A 15354-nucleotide genomic window follows, 5' to 3' on the forward strand; every position below is an offset into this window, starting at 1 on the left:
CGTTTACAACTTGTGCACCAGTACCTTAGAGTCGGAGACGTGGAGCACAAAAAAGCCATAAGCATAAGAACACGATAGCACCGCAACGGGCGCCTCTCTCAAGGGGTGCCGATTTGGGACAGTCGGGGATACTGGCATGCAATCTGACGCAGAGCGCATTCGCCTCAAGCTGCCTGAGCAGGACCTCACAGCATTGACGCTGGGCCATGCTCAACCACGCAAGCTGCAGGCCTGGGTAGAGCAGCTGCCGCTCATGAACATGGGCGAGACCTCGCGCCAGCTCTATCAATATATTCAGGAACTCAATCGTCTGCGCATCGACACGCGCACCCGTTTCCAGTTACTGGAAATCCTGCGGCCGGTGCTGCTGCATGTCACCGACAGCCTCGGCAAGCATTATCTGCGTCAGTCACTCGTGCTGCCGGAGAAGGCGCGCCGTGTTGCCAGCCTTGCCCAGGCCTTGCAGGGGCATCTGGCCAACGGCTACAAGCTGGTGATAGCGCGCGGTTTGCGCAAGGCCGAGGATCGCGAGGTGCGCGATGCCCTGGCCATCGCCCTGCACCGCGCCATCACGGCAATGGGCGATACCTTGCTGCGCTGTTATCAACTCTATTTCCCGACGCCGCGCCATGTGTGGCTGGAGCTGCACCAGTTGTTCCTGCTGGCCGAGCGGCATGAGCTGGAGGATCGCGTTGTCAGCGACCCGCTGTTGTCTGAAGGTGCGGCGGACACCACGGTCGCCCAGGCCTATATCCGCAGCCTGTTGCTGGCCACGGCAAAACCGAACCAGTTGCGGCAGCAGGAGCTGGCGACGGTCTACGCACTCGCGCGTGCCGGCGCTGTGCTCGTGGACGTCCGATCTGCGGCCGGGGAAGACGATCTGTTCGTGTTCGATCTGCAAGTGGACCGGCCACCGACCTATCGCACCCATGTGTCCGTGGCGCGTGGCAGCTGCCGCTACATCGATGCCCAGCGGCTGGTGGCGGAACTGGGGCGTGACGGGTCGGAGGGTGCCGCTGTGCTGGCGCGGCCAGCCGGGCTGTCGGAATCCCTGACGGTGCATCTGCGTCAGGCCTGGGGGGCGCTGACCGAACGCACCTTTTCGCGTGTTGCCCAGCGTGTCTCTCTGGATATCTGTTTCGGCCTGGGTGCACTGCATCATTTTTCTTCGGAGGGTGCCGATTTCGCCACCCAGATAGGCGCGGCCCGGTTGCGGGTTCTGGAGGGCGACGGCAGCAATCCCTTCTCCGGCCAGGTGCGCCGTGCCTCTTCGGCCGGTATGCAGCCGTCGCTGCGCGAGGAGGACCCCTGGAGCCAGGCCCCGGATGCCGGTGACTATCGCATGGCCGACAGCACGGACATCGAAAGCATTGATCTGTCCGGTATCACCGCTGCCGTCCAGGCACGCCAGGGCGATGGCGGGCGTGTCGCCTTCACCAGCCACCGCTGTGAAACAGTGAATGTCAGCCCCGGAGGCTATTGTCTGGCCTGGGAGGGGGAAACACCGCCCCAACTGCGTACTGGCGAGCTGGTGGGTGTGCGTGAGCAGGATCACCATGAGTGGACGGTGGGTGTGGTCCGCTGGGTGAAGCAATTGAGCCATCAGGCGGCCCAGTTCGGGCTGGAGTTGCTGGCGCCCCGCGCCTTGCCCGCCGCGGCCCGCGTGCTGAAGAAGACCGGTGACCCGTCCGAGTTCATGCGTGTGCTGGTGCTGCCGGCGCTTCAGGCCATTGGCCAGGATGCGACCCTCCTGGTACCCGCCGTGGGGTTTCACAGTAACGCCCGGCTGGAAATCATCCGCCAGGGCGTGACAGAGCGAGTGCTGCTGACGCGGCGCCTGACCGGCACCGCCAGTTTCAGTCAGTTCGAGTTTCGCGGCCAGGAACAGAGCCAGCGAGGCGGGGCCGGACAGGACGACGCTGCGGGCGATGACTTCAAGTCGATCTGGTCTTCACTCTGACCGGGGCGTGATTTGTGTCACAATTCCAGTGTGATCACTGAAAGGCCCCGCTCCCCCGCTTGATTCCCGGCAGGCACCGGGCAAAATGAGCCGCGCGCCACGACGCTTCGAGATCCTGCATGACCTACAAACTGGATACCATTCGGCTACTGATCGCCCACGACTCCCAGGACGATGCAGAACAACTGATGAACGCCCTGCGTAATGCAGGCCGGGCCACCCGGGCGGAACTGGTGCTCGGAGAGGATGATCTGTTGCGTGCCCTGAAGTCCGGCAGCTGGGAGCTATTGCTGTGCCGCCCGGCCTTCGGTGGCTGCACGCTGGATCAGACCATGGCGCACATGCAGCGCCTGGGCAAGGCGGTGCCCACCATTGCGCTGGTGGACGAGTTTGATCAGGACGCGCTGCTGGCGGCCATGCAGGCGGGCGCCCGTGCCATGGCGCCCGTGGCCAATCGAGACCTGATCATGCTGCTGGTGGATCAGCAGTTGCAGCATCTGCAATTGCGCAAGGAGCGTCAGCAGCTCGAACTCGCCCTGCGTGATGCAGAGAAACGGTTGTCGGTCCTGATGGACCAGAGCCGCGACGCCATCGCCTACGTCGTGGACGGCATGCATATCCACGCCAACGATACCTATCTCGAAATGTTCGGCTACGACAGCGCCGATGATCTGGCCGGGGTGCCGATCATGGATATGGTGTCTGCCGCCGACCATGAAAAACTCAAGAAACTGCTGCGCAGCCGCGCCCAGGATGAGAGCCAGACCAACGAACTGGAATGCCGTGGTGTGAATACCGGCGGCGACGAGTTCGATGCCACCTTTGTATTTTCCCCCTCTACCTATGACGGTGAAACCTGCACCCAGATCGTGATTCGCAGTGCTGCGGTGGACGAATCCGCGCTGCAGGAAAAACTGGATGAAATGAGCCGCATGGACCAGGTCACCGGCCTGTACAACCGGGGCTGGCTGATGGAGCAGCTGGATGCGGCCTTGTCCGAGGCGGTGAAGCAGGGCCAGATGAGCGCCGTGCTTTATCTGCGTGTGGACCAGTTCGAGCAGCACCAGAGTGTGGTCGGTATCGAAGGGGCCGACGAGGCCCTGGGGCTGGTGGCGGAAGCGCTGCGCGGTGCGATTCAGGGGCCGGTGCCATTGGCCCGGGTGGGCGATGAGGAATTCGCCTTGCTGCTGCCGGTGGATGACCGTGATGTGGCGCGCGACCAGGCCGAGGCCTTGCGCAAGGTGATCGAAACCCTGATGCCGGCCGTGCAGGGCAGAACATTGCATCTGACCGCCAGTATCGGTGTGGCCTTCGTCCAGGAAGACAGCCGCAACAGCCAGGCGGTCATGACCAAGGCGCTGGATTGCTGCAACAAGGCGCAGAAGGCGAATAATCAGCAGGGCAACAACGTGCATGTGCACGACCCGATGGATGACGTGGCCGCCGGCTCGTCGGAAGCGGTGCTGTTGTCGATCCGCCATGCGCTGGAAAACAACAGCTTCCGGCTGATGTACCAGCCGCTGATGAACCTGTCGGACGAAGGCGATCACCTGTTCGAGGTGTTTGTCCATTTGCCACAGAAGGATGGCGAAGACCTGAAGCCGGACGCCTTCATGCCGGTGGCCGCAGAGCACGGGCTGGCGGGCAAGATCGACCGCTGGGTGACGCTGCATGCCATGCGCGCGGCGGCGTCGCAACAGGGGCGGGTCAGTCTGCTCATCAACCTAAGTGGGCATTCGCTGCAGGAAACCGATCTGGCGCCGTGGATTGGCAAGGCCATCAAGGCGGCGCGCTTCGACGGCAGTCGGCTGCTGTTCCAGCTCTCCGAAGCGGACGCCAACAGTTTCCTCAAGCAGGCGCAGGTCTTTGTCGAGCAGATTGCGGTGCTCGGTTGCGGCCTGTCGATCAGCCGTTTTGCCGGCGGCATCAACCCGTTCAAGCTGTTCGAGCATCTGCCAGCGGCCATGGTCAAGTTCGACGGCAGCTTCACCCAGGAGCTGAGCAAGGCGGAGAGCAAACAGAAGTTTGCCGACCTGATCAGCACGGCCAGTGGTCAGGGCCGCAAGGTGGTGGTCGGTTTTGTGGAATCGGCCCAGCAGATGCAGGTGCTCTGGACCCTGAACGGCATCAACTACCTGCAGGGATATTACCTGCAGGCGCCGGGTCCGGAGATGCAGATCAACGAAGAAAGCTGAGCCGCTGGCTCAGCCCTCCCGGGGAAGCTGGAAACCGGCGGCCAGCAGCTCCGCCTGATCGCGGTCGCGTACGCCGATCAGGTACAGGATGCCGTCCAGTCCCAGCGTCGAAATCGCCTGCTCGGCACTTTCCTTGACCAGCGGCTTGGCGCGGAATGCAATGCCCAGCCCGGCGATGCCCAGCATCGGCAGATCATTGGCGCCGTCGCCCACCGCAATCACCTGTTCCAGACTGATGCCCTCGTGGGCGGCAATCTCGCGCAGCAGTTCTGCCTTGCGCTGGCCGTTGACGATGGCGCCCACGACGCGGCCGGTCACCTGGCCATTCTCGATTTCCAGCTCGTTGGCATGCACATGGTCAATGCCGAGCTTGGCTTTCAGGTAATTGCCGAACCAGGTAAAGCCGCCGCTGAGAATGGCGGTGCGGTAGCCCAGGGCTTTCAGCGTACCGATCAGTCGCTCGGCGCCCTCGGTGAGGCGAATACGCTGCTGCACCCGTTGCAGGGCGTCGGCGTCCAGACCTTTCAATAGCGCCACGCGTTCGCGGAAGCTGTCGTTGAAATCCAGTTCTCCGCGCATGGCGCGTTCGGTGATGGCTTCTACCTGCTCGCCGACACCCGCTTCCCGCGCCAGTTCGTCGATCACTTCAGACTCGATCAGGGTGGAATCCATATCGAACACGACGAGGCGACGATTGCGGCGGAAGGCGCTGTCTTTCTGGAACGCGATATCCAGATTCTGTTCGTTGGCGATACGCAGGAACGCGGCGCGCATGGCTTCCGGATTGCTCGGTCGTCCGCGCACGGAAATCTCCACGCAGGCGCGGGCATCTTCGTCGGGGCGTTCCTCGCCCTCCAGATGCACGCGGCCGGACAAACGATTGATGCTGTCGATATTCAGCGCGTTGTCCGCCACCACCGCCGTCACTTCGCCCAGTTGCGCCGCCGTAATGCGGCGCGACAGCAGGGTGATGATGTAGCGGTCCTTGCCCTGGCCCGCGACCCATTCATCGTAGCGGTCATGATCGATCGGCAGAAAGCGCACAGACACTTTCAGTTTGTGTGCTTCAAACAACAGATCCTTGAGCAACGCCGACGATTCGGCCGTGGCCGGGACCTCCACCAGGATGCCCAGCGACAGGGTGTCGTGGATCACGGCCTGGCCGATATCCAGAATATTCAGATGGTACTGGGCGAGGATGCGGGTGAAAGCCGCTGTCAGGCCGGGGCGGTCGCCACCGGACACCTGGATAAGAATGATATCGCGCAACGGAGCGGTCCCCTGAAACAGTGTGAGCCTCTGCAATGGCGTCTATTGTGAGTGATTTGTCGGGCAATGGCGAGGCCGTGGGCGCGTCCCCGGGTTATACTGCGCGCCTGTCATACCGAATCAGAGACTGAATGAAATCGACTGCCTGGGCGCGCTGGCGTGCCCGCCTCAATCACGAGCGTCCGCTGTTGCGGGAACTGGCCGTGCTGCTGTTGGCCTGCCTGATGGTGGGGATCTATTTTCTCGAGCATCTGGATGCGCGTCTGGCGCAGAGCCGCATCAGTCATCTGGAGGCCCTGGCGCGGCAGACCGCGCATGCGGCCGGGGACTATATCGTTGGCGGCAATCTGGTCAGCCTGAATGTCATCGCCCGGCAGACCGGCTCGCTGGCGCCGGTGGCGCGGGTGCAGCTGGAAGATGCCGGAGGGCGGGTGCTGGCCAGTCACGGTGACGAGACGCACGGCCCGCAGGTGTCGCAGCCGGTCCGGCTGGGCGATCAGGGGATCGTCGGCAACGTGACCCTGTGGAGTGCTTCCCAGCAAGCGACGCGCCAGCAGGTGGAAGCCGGTTTCGTGCTCATCGTGCTGTGCCTGCTGGGGCTGCGCGTGGTGGCAACACTGGTTTATCGGCGCCTGAACGGCGAGCCGCTCTGGGCCGCGCCCGAGGAGGTCGCGTCCGAGGCGGCGGTGCCGGGCGTGGCGAGCGAGGCCAGTGAAACCGGAGAGGCAACGGAGACACCTCCGCTGGCGGTTTTGCACCTCACTGTGGTCAATCTGGTGCACTGGCAAGCGCGCTATACCGAGGAGCGCTGGCGCAGCATGCTGGCGCCCTATGATGCCCTGCTGCGTACGGTGACCGGCCTGTACGGCGCGCGCCGGGAATCCGGGCTGGCGGACGGCGCTGTGCTGTCGTTTGCCGCCGATGCGGAAACGGTCCTGCCGCGCGAGGCGGCGTTCCACGGCGTTTGCGCCGGGATGCTGTTCCTGCGTGTGGCGCGCCGTCTGGGTGAGCAACGCAAGGAAGCGGGCGAACCGGCGCTGGAGTTCAAGGCGCTGGTTACCACCGATGTGAACGGCCTGGGCAGCAGCGCCTGTTGTGAGGCGGGTACGCCGGGGCGGGTGCATGTGCCGGAGAACGAGCTGGTGGCGCTGGAGCTGGACACGCGCTCACTGTATCGCCCCGAGCAGGCGCTGACGGTGCAGCGTGGCGAGGACGACAGCTTCCGGCTGCAGCCCCTGGAGCAACTGGCGCAGCGCTACCAGAAACTGATCAACGACCAGGCCGCGCGGATCCACGCGCACTGAGGTCGGCCGGTGATCGCTCAGGCGCGCTGCTGTTGTCCGGGGGGTGGGGCCGTGTCGCCGAACAGATAGCGCCGGGTCGCGTCCGCCACCTGCCCCGCCAGGCCGGGGATGCCCTGGTGGCCGAACAGGCGATTGAACTCCAGCAGCATCGGTGTGCCCTCGACCATGGCGATGTCGAAGCCGGCATGGTCGATATCCAGATACTGGCTCAGACTGAGTACGAAGTCGGTGGCGACAGACGGCACCGGCAGTTCCAGCCGGACCACGCCGCCGCGTGACACGTTGTTGTGGAAGTCGGCGCCTTCGCGCCAGTAGGCCGCCACGATCTCACGCCCCACCACGACGATACGCAGGTCCCGCTCTATGGGCAGGCGCTGCTGCACATAGAGCACCTCGTTCTGCTGCGCGTAGGCCTCGAATTGCGCCGCATTGTCGATCAGATAGACGCCCAGCCCCTGGCTGGCACGCACTACCTTGGCCACGAAGGGCAAGGGCCAGCGTTGCAGGACATCACGAACATTTTCCGGTGTGCTGGCGAGGATTTCCGTGTGCGGGACATGCTCCGGGCAGGCCACCTGAAAGGCGCGTGTCATCTCCACCTTGTCGTGGCCCAGATGGTAGGTCACCGGGCTGGGGAAGATACGTTGGCGCAGCACATAGTGCAGGGTGTTGAGCTGCCAGTACCCGGGAAACAGCAGGCAATCTGCCGCGCGGATGTCCGCCAGATGCCGGTTCATCAGCTCCGGTTTGATATAGCGCACGCCGGGCAGGCCCAGCGTGCGAAACGGATCGAAGGTAATCAGCCGCATGGCAACCCGGACACTCCGCCGGGAGATAGTCGATGGCGCCGCCAGTGTCGGGCCGGTACGCCATCGTCGTCAACAGAATTCGCGCGCCGCGCAGACCCTGATTCAGCTGACCTTGCCGAGGGCCTGCCCCATGCGTACCGGGGTGTCTTCGCCCAGGCCGTCAGCCCATTGGCAACGCCCCTCCGGGAACAGCATGACCACGGTAGAGCCGAGCAGGAAGCGGCCCAGTTCGTCACCTTTTTCCAGCCGGATCGGTGTGCTGCGGTCATAGCGGGTGCGGGTAATGGTACTCGGCTGCGGGGTCACCTGACCGGCAAACACGGTTTCGATTCCGGCCACGATCATGGCACCCACCAGCACCACGGCGACGGGGCCCTGATCGGTGTCGAAAATGCAGACGGCACGTTCGTTGCGCGCGAACAGGCCGGGCACCTGGCGCGTGGTGGCCTGATTGACCGAGAACAGCCGCCCGGGCACATAGATCATTTCCCGCAGGGTGCCGCTGACGGGCATGTGCACGCGATGATAATCCCTGGGCGACAGGTAGACGGTGGCGAAATGGCCGTTGACGAATTCACTGGCCAGCTCGGCGTCACCGCCCAGCAGCTCGAAGGCGGAATAGTAGTGCCCCTTGGCCTGCAGCACGTCACTGCCGCGCAACTGGCCGATCTGGCTGATCCCGCCATCTGCCGGGCAGGCGATGCTGTCCACAGCGGGGTCGATGGGACGCGCGCCGGGTTTCAGGGCGCGGGTGAAGAACGCATTGAAGCTCGCAAAGGCGTCGGCGTCCTCGATCTCGGCTTCTTCCAGCGTGATGCCGAAGCGCTTGCTGAACAGGCGAATGAAGGTGGTCTTGATCCACGGTACTTCACTGCGGGCCAGCAGGCCGACGCCGCGCGACAGCAGATGATGCGGCAGGATGTACTGCAACAGCACGAACAGACGTTCAAGGAAAGAAACTTTCACGCAGGCATGTCCTTTTCAGCAGGCGTATCCGGATGGTTGCCCCATTCGGACCAGGAGCCGGGGTAGCCCCGGATATTGTCGAACCCGAGAACGCGCCCCACCAGCCAGGCCAGGCTGGAGCGGTGATGGGTCTGGCAGTAGGCAATCACTTCCTTGTCGCCCGTGATGCCCTGGTCGGCGAGGTCGCGGCGCAGTGCATCCGGCTCGCGCAGCCGCAGGTTGCGCGCCTTGTCCATGGCATCGGTCCATTCGAAATGCACCGCGCCGGGGATATGGCCGCTTTTCGGCGCGTAGGCACGGGTGCCTTCATATTCTTCCAGCGAGCGTGCATCCCACAGCACCACATCGGCATCGCGATGGCGCTTGAGCACATAGTCGATATCGACGGTGGGTTGCAGATTGATCTCGCCCAGGCGGTACAGCGACGGGCGTGGTAACACCGGCTGGCTGTCAGTGGGCAACCCGGCCGCCAGCCAGGCGTGGATGCCGCCGTTGAGATAGCTGTAACGGGTATGGCCAGCGATCTCCAGCAGCCACAGCAAGCGGGCGGCCCAGCCGCCGCCTTCGTCGTCGCAGGCCACCACATGGGTGTCCGGCGTCAGACCGATGTCGCAGAACAGGGCTTCCAGTTCGTCGGGTGGGGGAATCAGGCCGCTGACCGGCGGCGCGCCGTGTTGCAGGCGGCGAAAATCAAGATGGATGGCGCCGGGAATGTGGGCTTGCTGATAGATCTGCGTCTTGCCGAGATCCACGATCAGCAGCCGCGCATCGCCGAGGCGGGCATTGAGGTCTTCCGGTTCAAGCAGCAGCGGCATGTCGCTGGGCTGGCTGGTCGTGGCGCGGGTCATGGCGAGAGGTCCTGACAATCACGGGCGGGCTCCGATTCTACCGAAAGCCCGCCCGGATTGCAGGAGGTGTCAGTGCATGGGGTTATTCGCGCAGGCGCTTGAGGCTGATGCGTTCAGCCTCGATCTGTGCGCGGGTGTAGGGCACCCGATGCCAGTTGCCGTCCGCATAGGCCTGGGTGTAATCCGCGTAATGCGGGCTGGCCGGATCCGTGGACTGGGACGGTGCCAGCAGCGTGTAGGCGCGCACCGGTTCACCCTCGGGGAAATCCACCACATGCATGTAGGTGTTGCGCAGCACGGTGAAATAGCCTTCGCCGCCTTCGCCACCGTAATGCGGGATGGTGTGCCCGGCCTTCGGATACGGGCGCAGATCGCCCAGCTGCGCATCGAAGTCGACGCCACTGTTTGCCACATCGACCACGGCCTGGGCAAAGGCGCTGTTCAGGGCGTCGATGACATCACTGTCGGCGGTGTTCAGGTCGGCCGGGGTGTCTACCGCATTGCCCGCATCAAACGGTGTGGCAAACAGCCCTTCGATGCTGCGGATGCGTTGCCATACAGCGGTCCAGACGTGGGCACCGCGGGCATCGGCGCTGCCGGTGTTGTCCCAGGCGCTCAGCGCCGCACAAGCCGCTTGTTCGTCATCGCTCGGGTCGCCATTGCCACAGACCACATTCAGCAGGTCCTCCTTGAGCAGTTCGGCGCTCAGGTTGCGGCTGTTGAGGACGATCTCGCGAAGGGTGTCGCTGGTGGCCTTGTCGCCGCCGAGCCCATCGCTGCCGTCCAGGCGTTCGCGTGCAAGGATGTGGCCCATACGGGTACGCAGGCTCTGCTGGTAGTCCTCCCGGCCGATGATGCCGGCATAGCCGGTCAGCGGTTCGTCCGGATTGCTCAGCCAGTAGCTGTCATTCATGTTGGCCACATAATCGTTGCGCAACAGGTAGGGCAGGTTGTCCGGGCCAAAGGCGCCGGGCTGGGCGGAGTCCTCATCGGTCAGCCAGTCGCAGTTGGATGTCCAGCCTTGCAGCAGCGGCAGGCCGGGCACCATTTGCAGCACCGCCGGGCCGAGGGTCGGCACCAGGCAGGCATCGCGATGGGCGTCCGGTACGTTCGGCACGGCGGTGATGTCGGAGTACAGGGCCCGGTCATCGTGTCGTGATACGGCCGCCGTGTTGACCCAGGGAATGGCGACATGGGTTTTGGCGATATCCAGGAATTCTTCCAGCGAGGCTGCCTGGCCCCACTCGAAGAAGTTGCGGAAGGTGCGGGTGTTTTCCAGATTCACATCACGCAGGGTGAAGGCCATGTTGTTGGCGCCCCAGGCGGGCAGGCCCAGGCCAGCCAGATTGATCATCGGGCCGTAGTGGGAGCGATACAGCGTGCGGGTTTCGGTGGCGAGGCTGTCGTCTTCCTGCTTCACCTGGATACTGATCTCAACCGCTTCCATGTCACGGGGGGCACCATCGAACACATACTGTGTCGCATCGTTTTCGTTCAGCATCAGGCCGTAAAGTGTGAAACGCCGGGCGGTGGACACGGTGTGCGCCCAGGCGATGTCGTCGTTGAAACCCATCAGCACCATCGGCGTGCCCATGATGGTGGCGCCGGAAATATCCATGCTGCCCGGCAGGGTCAGCTGCACCTGATAAAAGCGGTCCACGCCATCCAGATACCAGTGCGGGTTGGCGAAGTTCAGGGCACTGCCCTCGGTGGCGTCGGTGCCGAAGGAATAGGTGTTGCTGCCGATGCCGGCCTTCTGGCCCACCGCCACGCGGTCGGCGTCCAGGGTGGGTTCGCTCAGCGGCATGCTCAGCCCTTCGCCACCGGCGGGCGGTGCGGCCGTGGCGATTTCACTGACCCAGTTGGCGGCGCTGGCGGCCAGATTCAGGGCTACCAGGCGACGGAATACATCCTGCTCGTCGATCTCGGCCAGCCATTCGGCGTCGCGGCAGCTCTGGTGGCGTCCGGCATGCTCGCCGCCCTGGACCTCACGGACATAGCGGCTGAACCCGGCGGCAAAGCCGCGCGACAGGTCGCGCAGGTCCTGGGGCTGGTCATCGCGATAGGTGTTGACCACGTCATCGTTGACGACGAAGCGGAAGAAGTAATCCGCGTTGCGGTTGTTGGGGGTGCCGAAGGTGCCGCCGGACGAGGCCGCGGCCGTGGGCCCGAAATAGCGCGAACGCTCGCCACGGAAGGTCACGTAGGCATCGGCGAGGGTGCAGAGATTGTCTTCGGCAATGGCGTAGCCGTGGCCATAACCCAGCCCGGCATAGTTGTCGGCGGTGATATGCGGCACGCCATAGGTGGTGCGCTCGATCGTGGCGCTGTACTGGGTGCCGCTGCGCGAGCTTGAGCTGCCGCCACAGGCGGTCAGGGTGACGGCCCCGGCAAACAGGCAGGCCACAGGTAGCGCGCTCCGGCCGAGGTTCAACAGCATGGTTCTGTCCACGGATTTCTCCCGGTTCTTGTTTTAGGCAACCGGAGACTAGAAAGGTGCCCGGGTCGGGCACTTGAACGAAAGTGCTAAGCAGACAGATTTTGCTGGCCATGCCCGCAAAATCCTTTTTTCGGACTACAGGTGTACGCCGTTATTCGTAGCGCTGTCTGGCGTCCTCATCGAGTGTATCGGCGATGCGGAAGAAGTTGTCCAGGCGTTCCTGGCTGATGGCACCGGAGGCTGCCGCCTCGATCAGGGCACAACCCGGCTCGTGCCGATGGGAGCAGTTGCGGAAACGGCAGTGGCCGGCCAGTGGCGCCAGGTCCACGTAGCCACTGAGCAGTTCTTCTTCATCGATATGCCAGAGGCCGAACTCGCGGATGCCAGGGGAGTCGATCAGGTTTCCCCCGGCGGGCAGGTGCAACAGCTGGGCGGTGGTGGTGGTGTGCTGGCCCAGACCGGAGACATCCGAAAGCACATTGGTGGCGATGTCCGCATCGGGCAGCAGGGCGTTGACCAGGGAGGATTTGCCCACACCGGACTGGCCGACAAACACGCTGGTATGGCCGTCCAGCGCCGCGCTGAGCGCTGCCAGGCCCGCCTCGTGGGCCGTGCCGGTATCGGTGGCCGAGGCTTCGATGACCGGGTAACCCAGGTTGCGGTAGATATCGCACAGTGCGGTCAGCGCCGCGCGATTGTCGTCGGTAATCAGATCAGCCTTGTTGAGCACCAGTGCCGGGCGAATGCCGGACAGCTCGGCGGCGACCAGGTAGCGATCCAGCAGTTGGCTGGACGGCGTCGGCGCAGGCGCAAACACGATCAGCATCAAGTCCACATTGGCCGCCACCGGCTTCAGCTTGCCATAATTGTCTGGCCGCTTGAGCACGCTGGTGCGCGGCACGATGGCCGTGACAACGCCGTCTCCCGGCCCCTGCGCAGGTTGCCAGAGCACCTGGTCACCGACCACCAGCTGCTCCAGGTTGGCACGGAAATGGCAGCGCTGGCGGACACCGTCGGTGCCGCTGATCTCGACCTTTCTGCCATAGTGCGCGGTGACCAGCCCTGGCCGGGCGTCGCCCAGCTCGGCGGCGACATCGGCGTCCAGCTGCGCCTGGCGCTTCTGCGAACGGGCGACGCGCTCGGCCTGGATCTTTTCGATGCGCCAGCGTTGACGGCGGTTGAGATGGCGTTTGCTCATGCGATGGATGACACGCTACGTCCGGGGAACAGGGCTGCTACTATACCGGCCAGTATCAGGCAAACGCTAACAGGGAGATGAAGGATGTCGGACTCGATGACAGGGAAGACGGTGCTGATTACCGGCGCCAACAGCGGGATTGGCCTGGTGACGGCCTCGGTGTTGGCGGGCATGGGCGCACGGGTGGTGCTGGCCTGCCGCCGGGCGGAGGCCGCAAAACAGGCCATGGCGGAGATCCGCCAGCGCTACCCCGATGCGCGGCTGGAGACCGTTTCGCTGGATCTGGCCTCGTTGCAACGGGTGCGGCATGCGGCAGCCGAGGTGCGTGAGCGCTTCCGGCGCATTGACGTGCTGATCAACAACGCTGGCCTGGCCAGCATGCAGCGCGAAGTGACCGTGGACGGTTTTGAAAAGACCTTTGCCACCAATCATCTTGGCCCCTTCTTGTTCACGCATCTGCTGCAGTCGGTCATCACCCCGGGCAGCGGGCGTATCATTAACGTGGCCTCCGAAGCGCATCGCATGGGGCGCATGCACTGGGATGACCTGCAACTGGAACAGGGCTACTGGGTGATGAAGGCCTATGCACAGTCAAAGCTGGCCAATATCCTGTTCACCCGCGCCCTGGCACGCCGCCTGGCAGACACCGGCATTACCGTGAACGCCCTGCACCCCGGTGCGGTCTCCACCCATATCTGGCCTGAGCGTACCTGGTACGAGCGCGCCTTCAGCCGGCTGCTGAAGCTGTTCCTGATCAGCCCCGAAAAAGGCGCGCGCACGACCATCTGGCTGGCGTCCGGTGTGGAAGGTGGGCGTAGCCAGGGCGGCTATTTCGAAGGCTGCAAGGCCCGTAAACCCTCGGCCCGCGGGCGCAATGACGACGACGCGGAACGCCTGTGGGAAATTTCCGCTGCACTGACAGGAACCGACGCATGAGTGACCGCAAGGAAAACCTGATCTGGATCGACCTGGAAATGACCGGACTGAATCCGGACCAGGACCGGATCATCGAGATCGCCACCATCGTGACCGACAAGCAGCTCAATGTGCTGGCGGAGGGGCCCGTGATTGCCGTGCATCAGCCGGATGACGTGATGGGGGGCATGGATGAATGGAATACCACCACGCACACCGCTTCGGGGCTGGTGGAGCGGGTCCGGCAGAGTACCCGGGATGAGCGTGCTGCGGAGGCAGCGACCCTGGATTTTCTGCAGGACTGGGTAGAGCGTGGCATGTCACCCATGTGCGGCAACAGCATTTGCCAGGACCGCCGTTTCCTGTGGCGTTACATGCCAGGGCTGGAAGGCTGGTTTCACTACCGCAATCTGGATGTGTCCACCATCAAGGAACTGACACGGCGCTGGGCGCCGGAGTTGCTGTCCGGGGTGAAGAAGGACAGCAAGCACCAGGCGCTGGATGACATCCGTGATTCCATTGAAGAAATGCGTTACTACCGCAAGCAGGTGTTCTCGATCTGATCCTTGCCCTTTAGCGCTTGCCCGTTAGCGCGAGACGAGCAGTGGCACCTCGGCGCTGCGGAGCAGGCTGCTGGTGGTGCTGCCGACGAAGAACTGGCGCAGGGCCGAGTGGCCAAAGGCGCCCATCACGATCATGTCGATGTCGTTATCCCGCTGGTAGCTGCGCAGGGCGCTGTCCACATGGCCTTGCAGCAGGCTGGCCTGTACCGACAGGCCCGCGCCGCGCAACTGATTCGTGGCTTCTTCCAGCAGGTTCCGGTTTCGGGCATTGTCCTCGCCCACGGTGACCAGATGGCAATCGAGCCCCATGAACAGCGGGCTGCTCGCAATCAATGCCAGCCCCTTGCGTGTGGTCTCGCTGCCGTCATACGCCATCAGGATGCGCCGCGGCGCGCGGAAGCTGGCGGGCGTGAGCAGGATCGGCTTGTGCAGGGTGCGGATGACACGTTCCACGTTGTTGCCCACATGGGCGCCGACGCTGTCGCCGTCTTCGCCCTGGCGGCCCATGACCAGAATGCGGATCTCGCCTTCCATGTCCGCCAGGGTATCCACCAGATCGCCGTGGCGCTGGCGCGTCGTGCTCTGGGAGAAACCCGTTTCGGCCACGCGTTGTTGTGCGGCCTCCAGCATCAGTCGCCCCTGTTCCAGCGCCATGCGGCTGCGCCGGGCATCCAGCTCGGCCATTTCCTCCAGCAGTTTCTGGCTGCCGCCGAGGCTGATACGGCCGGTGAAGTTCTTTTCCGAGGGGAACTGCTTGCGATCCAGCACATGCAGCAGACTGAGCGGCGCGCCGGTGCGGCTGGCCGCCCAGGCGGCGTAATCGCATACCGCCGGGCTGGCGCTGGAGCCATCAATACAGGCCATGATCTGTGACATGAACATACTCC

Annotated in this window: 12 protein-coding genes; 5 read left to right on the plus strand and 7 right to left on the minus strand. The window is 63.9% G+C overall.

Annotated features, from left to right (window positions below):
* The first annotated feature begins 136 nt into the window (after positions 1-136).
* Together DKW65_RS01680 and DKW65_RS01685 are read left to right on the plus strand one after the other, a co-directional pair.
* Positions 137-1960 (plus strand): hypothetical protein, encoded by a 1824-nt coding sequence (locus tag DKW65_RS01680; protein WP_211315721.1) that lies wholly within the window; start codon positions 137-139, stop codon positions 1958-1960.
* A gap of 119 nt (positions 1961-2079) precedes the next feature.
* On the plus strand, positions 2080-4155 hold the full coding sequence (locus DKW65_RS01685; protein ID WP_111655626.1) for an EAL domain-containing protein: 2076 nt from the start codon (positions 2080-2082) through the stop codon (positions 4153-4155).
* A gap of 9 nt (positions 4156-4164) precedes the next feature.
* Here DKW65_RS01685 and serB read toward each other — a convergent pair whose 3' ends face one another.
* On the minus strand, positions 4165-5424 hold the full coding sequence (gene serB, locus DKW65_RS01690; RefSeq protein WP_111655627.1) for a phosphoserine phosphatase SerB: 1260 nt from the start codon (positions 5422-5424) through the stop codon (positions 4165-4167).
* 131 nt (positions 5425-5555) lie between these two features.
* Here serB and DKW65_RS15790 point away from each other — a divergent pair, with 131 nt between their 5' ends.
* Positions 5556-6728 carry a hypothetical protein gene (locus DKW65_RS15790; protein WP_162925647.1) on the plus strand — a complete coding sequence of 391 codons (1173 nt, stop codon included), beginning with the start codon at positions 5556-5558 and terminating at the stop codon, positions 6726-6728.
* A 17-nt stretch (positions 6729-6745) separates the two neighbouring features.
* Here DKW65_RS15790 and DKW65_RS01700 read toward each other — a convergent pair whose 3' ends face one another.
* From DKW65_RS01700 to rsgA, 5 genes are all read right to left on the minus strand, one after another.
* Positions 6746-7537: an ATP-grasp domain-containing protein gene (locus tag DKW65_RS01700; RefSeq protein ID WP_111655628.1), complete on the minus strand. Its 792-nt coding sequence runs from the start codon at positions 7535-7537 to the stop codon at positions 6746-6748.
* A 102-nt stretch (positions 7538-7639) separates the two neighbouring features.
* Positions 7640-8503 (minus strand): archaetidylserine decarboxylase, encoded by an 864-nt coding sequence (gene asd / locus DKW65_RS01705; RefSeq protein ID WP_111655629.1) that lies wholly within the window; start codon positions 8501-8503, stop codon positions 7640-7642.
* Positions 8500-9351 (minus strand): sulfurtransferase, encoded by an 852-nt coding sequence (locus DKW65_RS01710; RefSeq protein WP_111655630.1) that lies wholly within the window; start codon positions 9349-9351, stop codon positions 8500-8502. Before DKW65_RS01710 ends, asd begins: the two co-directional genes overlap by 4 nt.
* Positions 9352-9433: 82 nt before the next feature.
* Positions 9434-11803: a penicillin acylase family protein gene (locus tag DKW65_RS01715; protein ID WP_245932372.1), complete on the minus strand. Its 2370-nt coding sequence runs from the start codon at positions 11801-11803 to the stop codon at positions 9434-9436.
* Between the two features lie 139 nt (positions 11804-11942).
* The gene (rsgA, locus tag DKW65_RS01720; protein WP_111655632.1) at positions 11943-12989 is read right to left on the minus strand and encodes a small ribosomal subunit biogenesis GTPase RsgA; all 1047 of its coding nucleotides are present in this window, start codon (positions 12987-12989) and stop codon (positions 11943-11945) included.
* Positions 12990-13085: 96 nt separating this feature from the next.
* On the opposite strand from rsgA, the gene DKW65_RS01725 reads away from it, so the two are divergent.
* On the plus strand, positions 13086-13925 hold the full coding sequence (locus DKW65_RS01725) for an SDR family oxidoreductase (RefSeq protein ID WP_111655633.1): 840 nt from the start codon (positions 13086-13088) through the stop codon (positions 13923-13925).
* Positions 13922-14467: an oligoribonuclease gene (gene orn, locus DKW65_RS01730; RefSeq protein ID WP_111655634.1), complete on the plus strand. Its 546-nt coding sequence runs from the start codon at positions 13922-13924 to the stop codon at positions 14465-14467. The genes DKW65_RS01725 and orn overlap by 4 nt, the downstream gene beginning before the upstream one ends.
* A gap of 24 nt (positions 14468-14491) precedes the next feature.
* Here the strand turns inward: orn and DKW65_RS01735 are convergent, their stop codons facing one another.
* Positions 14492-15343 (minus strand): universal stress protein, encoded by an 852-nt coding sequence (locus tag DKW65_RS01735; protein ID WP_111657475.1) that lies wholly within the window; start codon positions 15341-15343, stop codon positions 14492-14494.
* Between the last annotated feature and the right edge of the window lie 11 nt (positions 15344-15354).

The organism is Isoalcanivorax indicus (genome assembly GCF_003259185.1).
GTDB lineage: Bacteria > Pseudomonadota > Gammaproteobacteria > Pseudomonadales > Alcanivoracaceae > Isoalcanivorax > Isoalcanivorax indicus.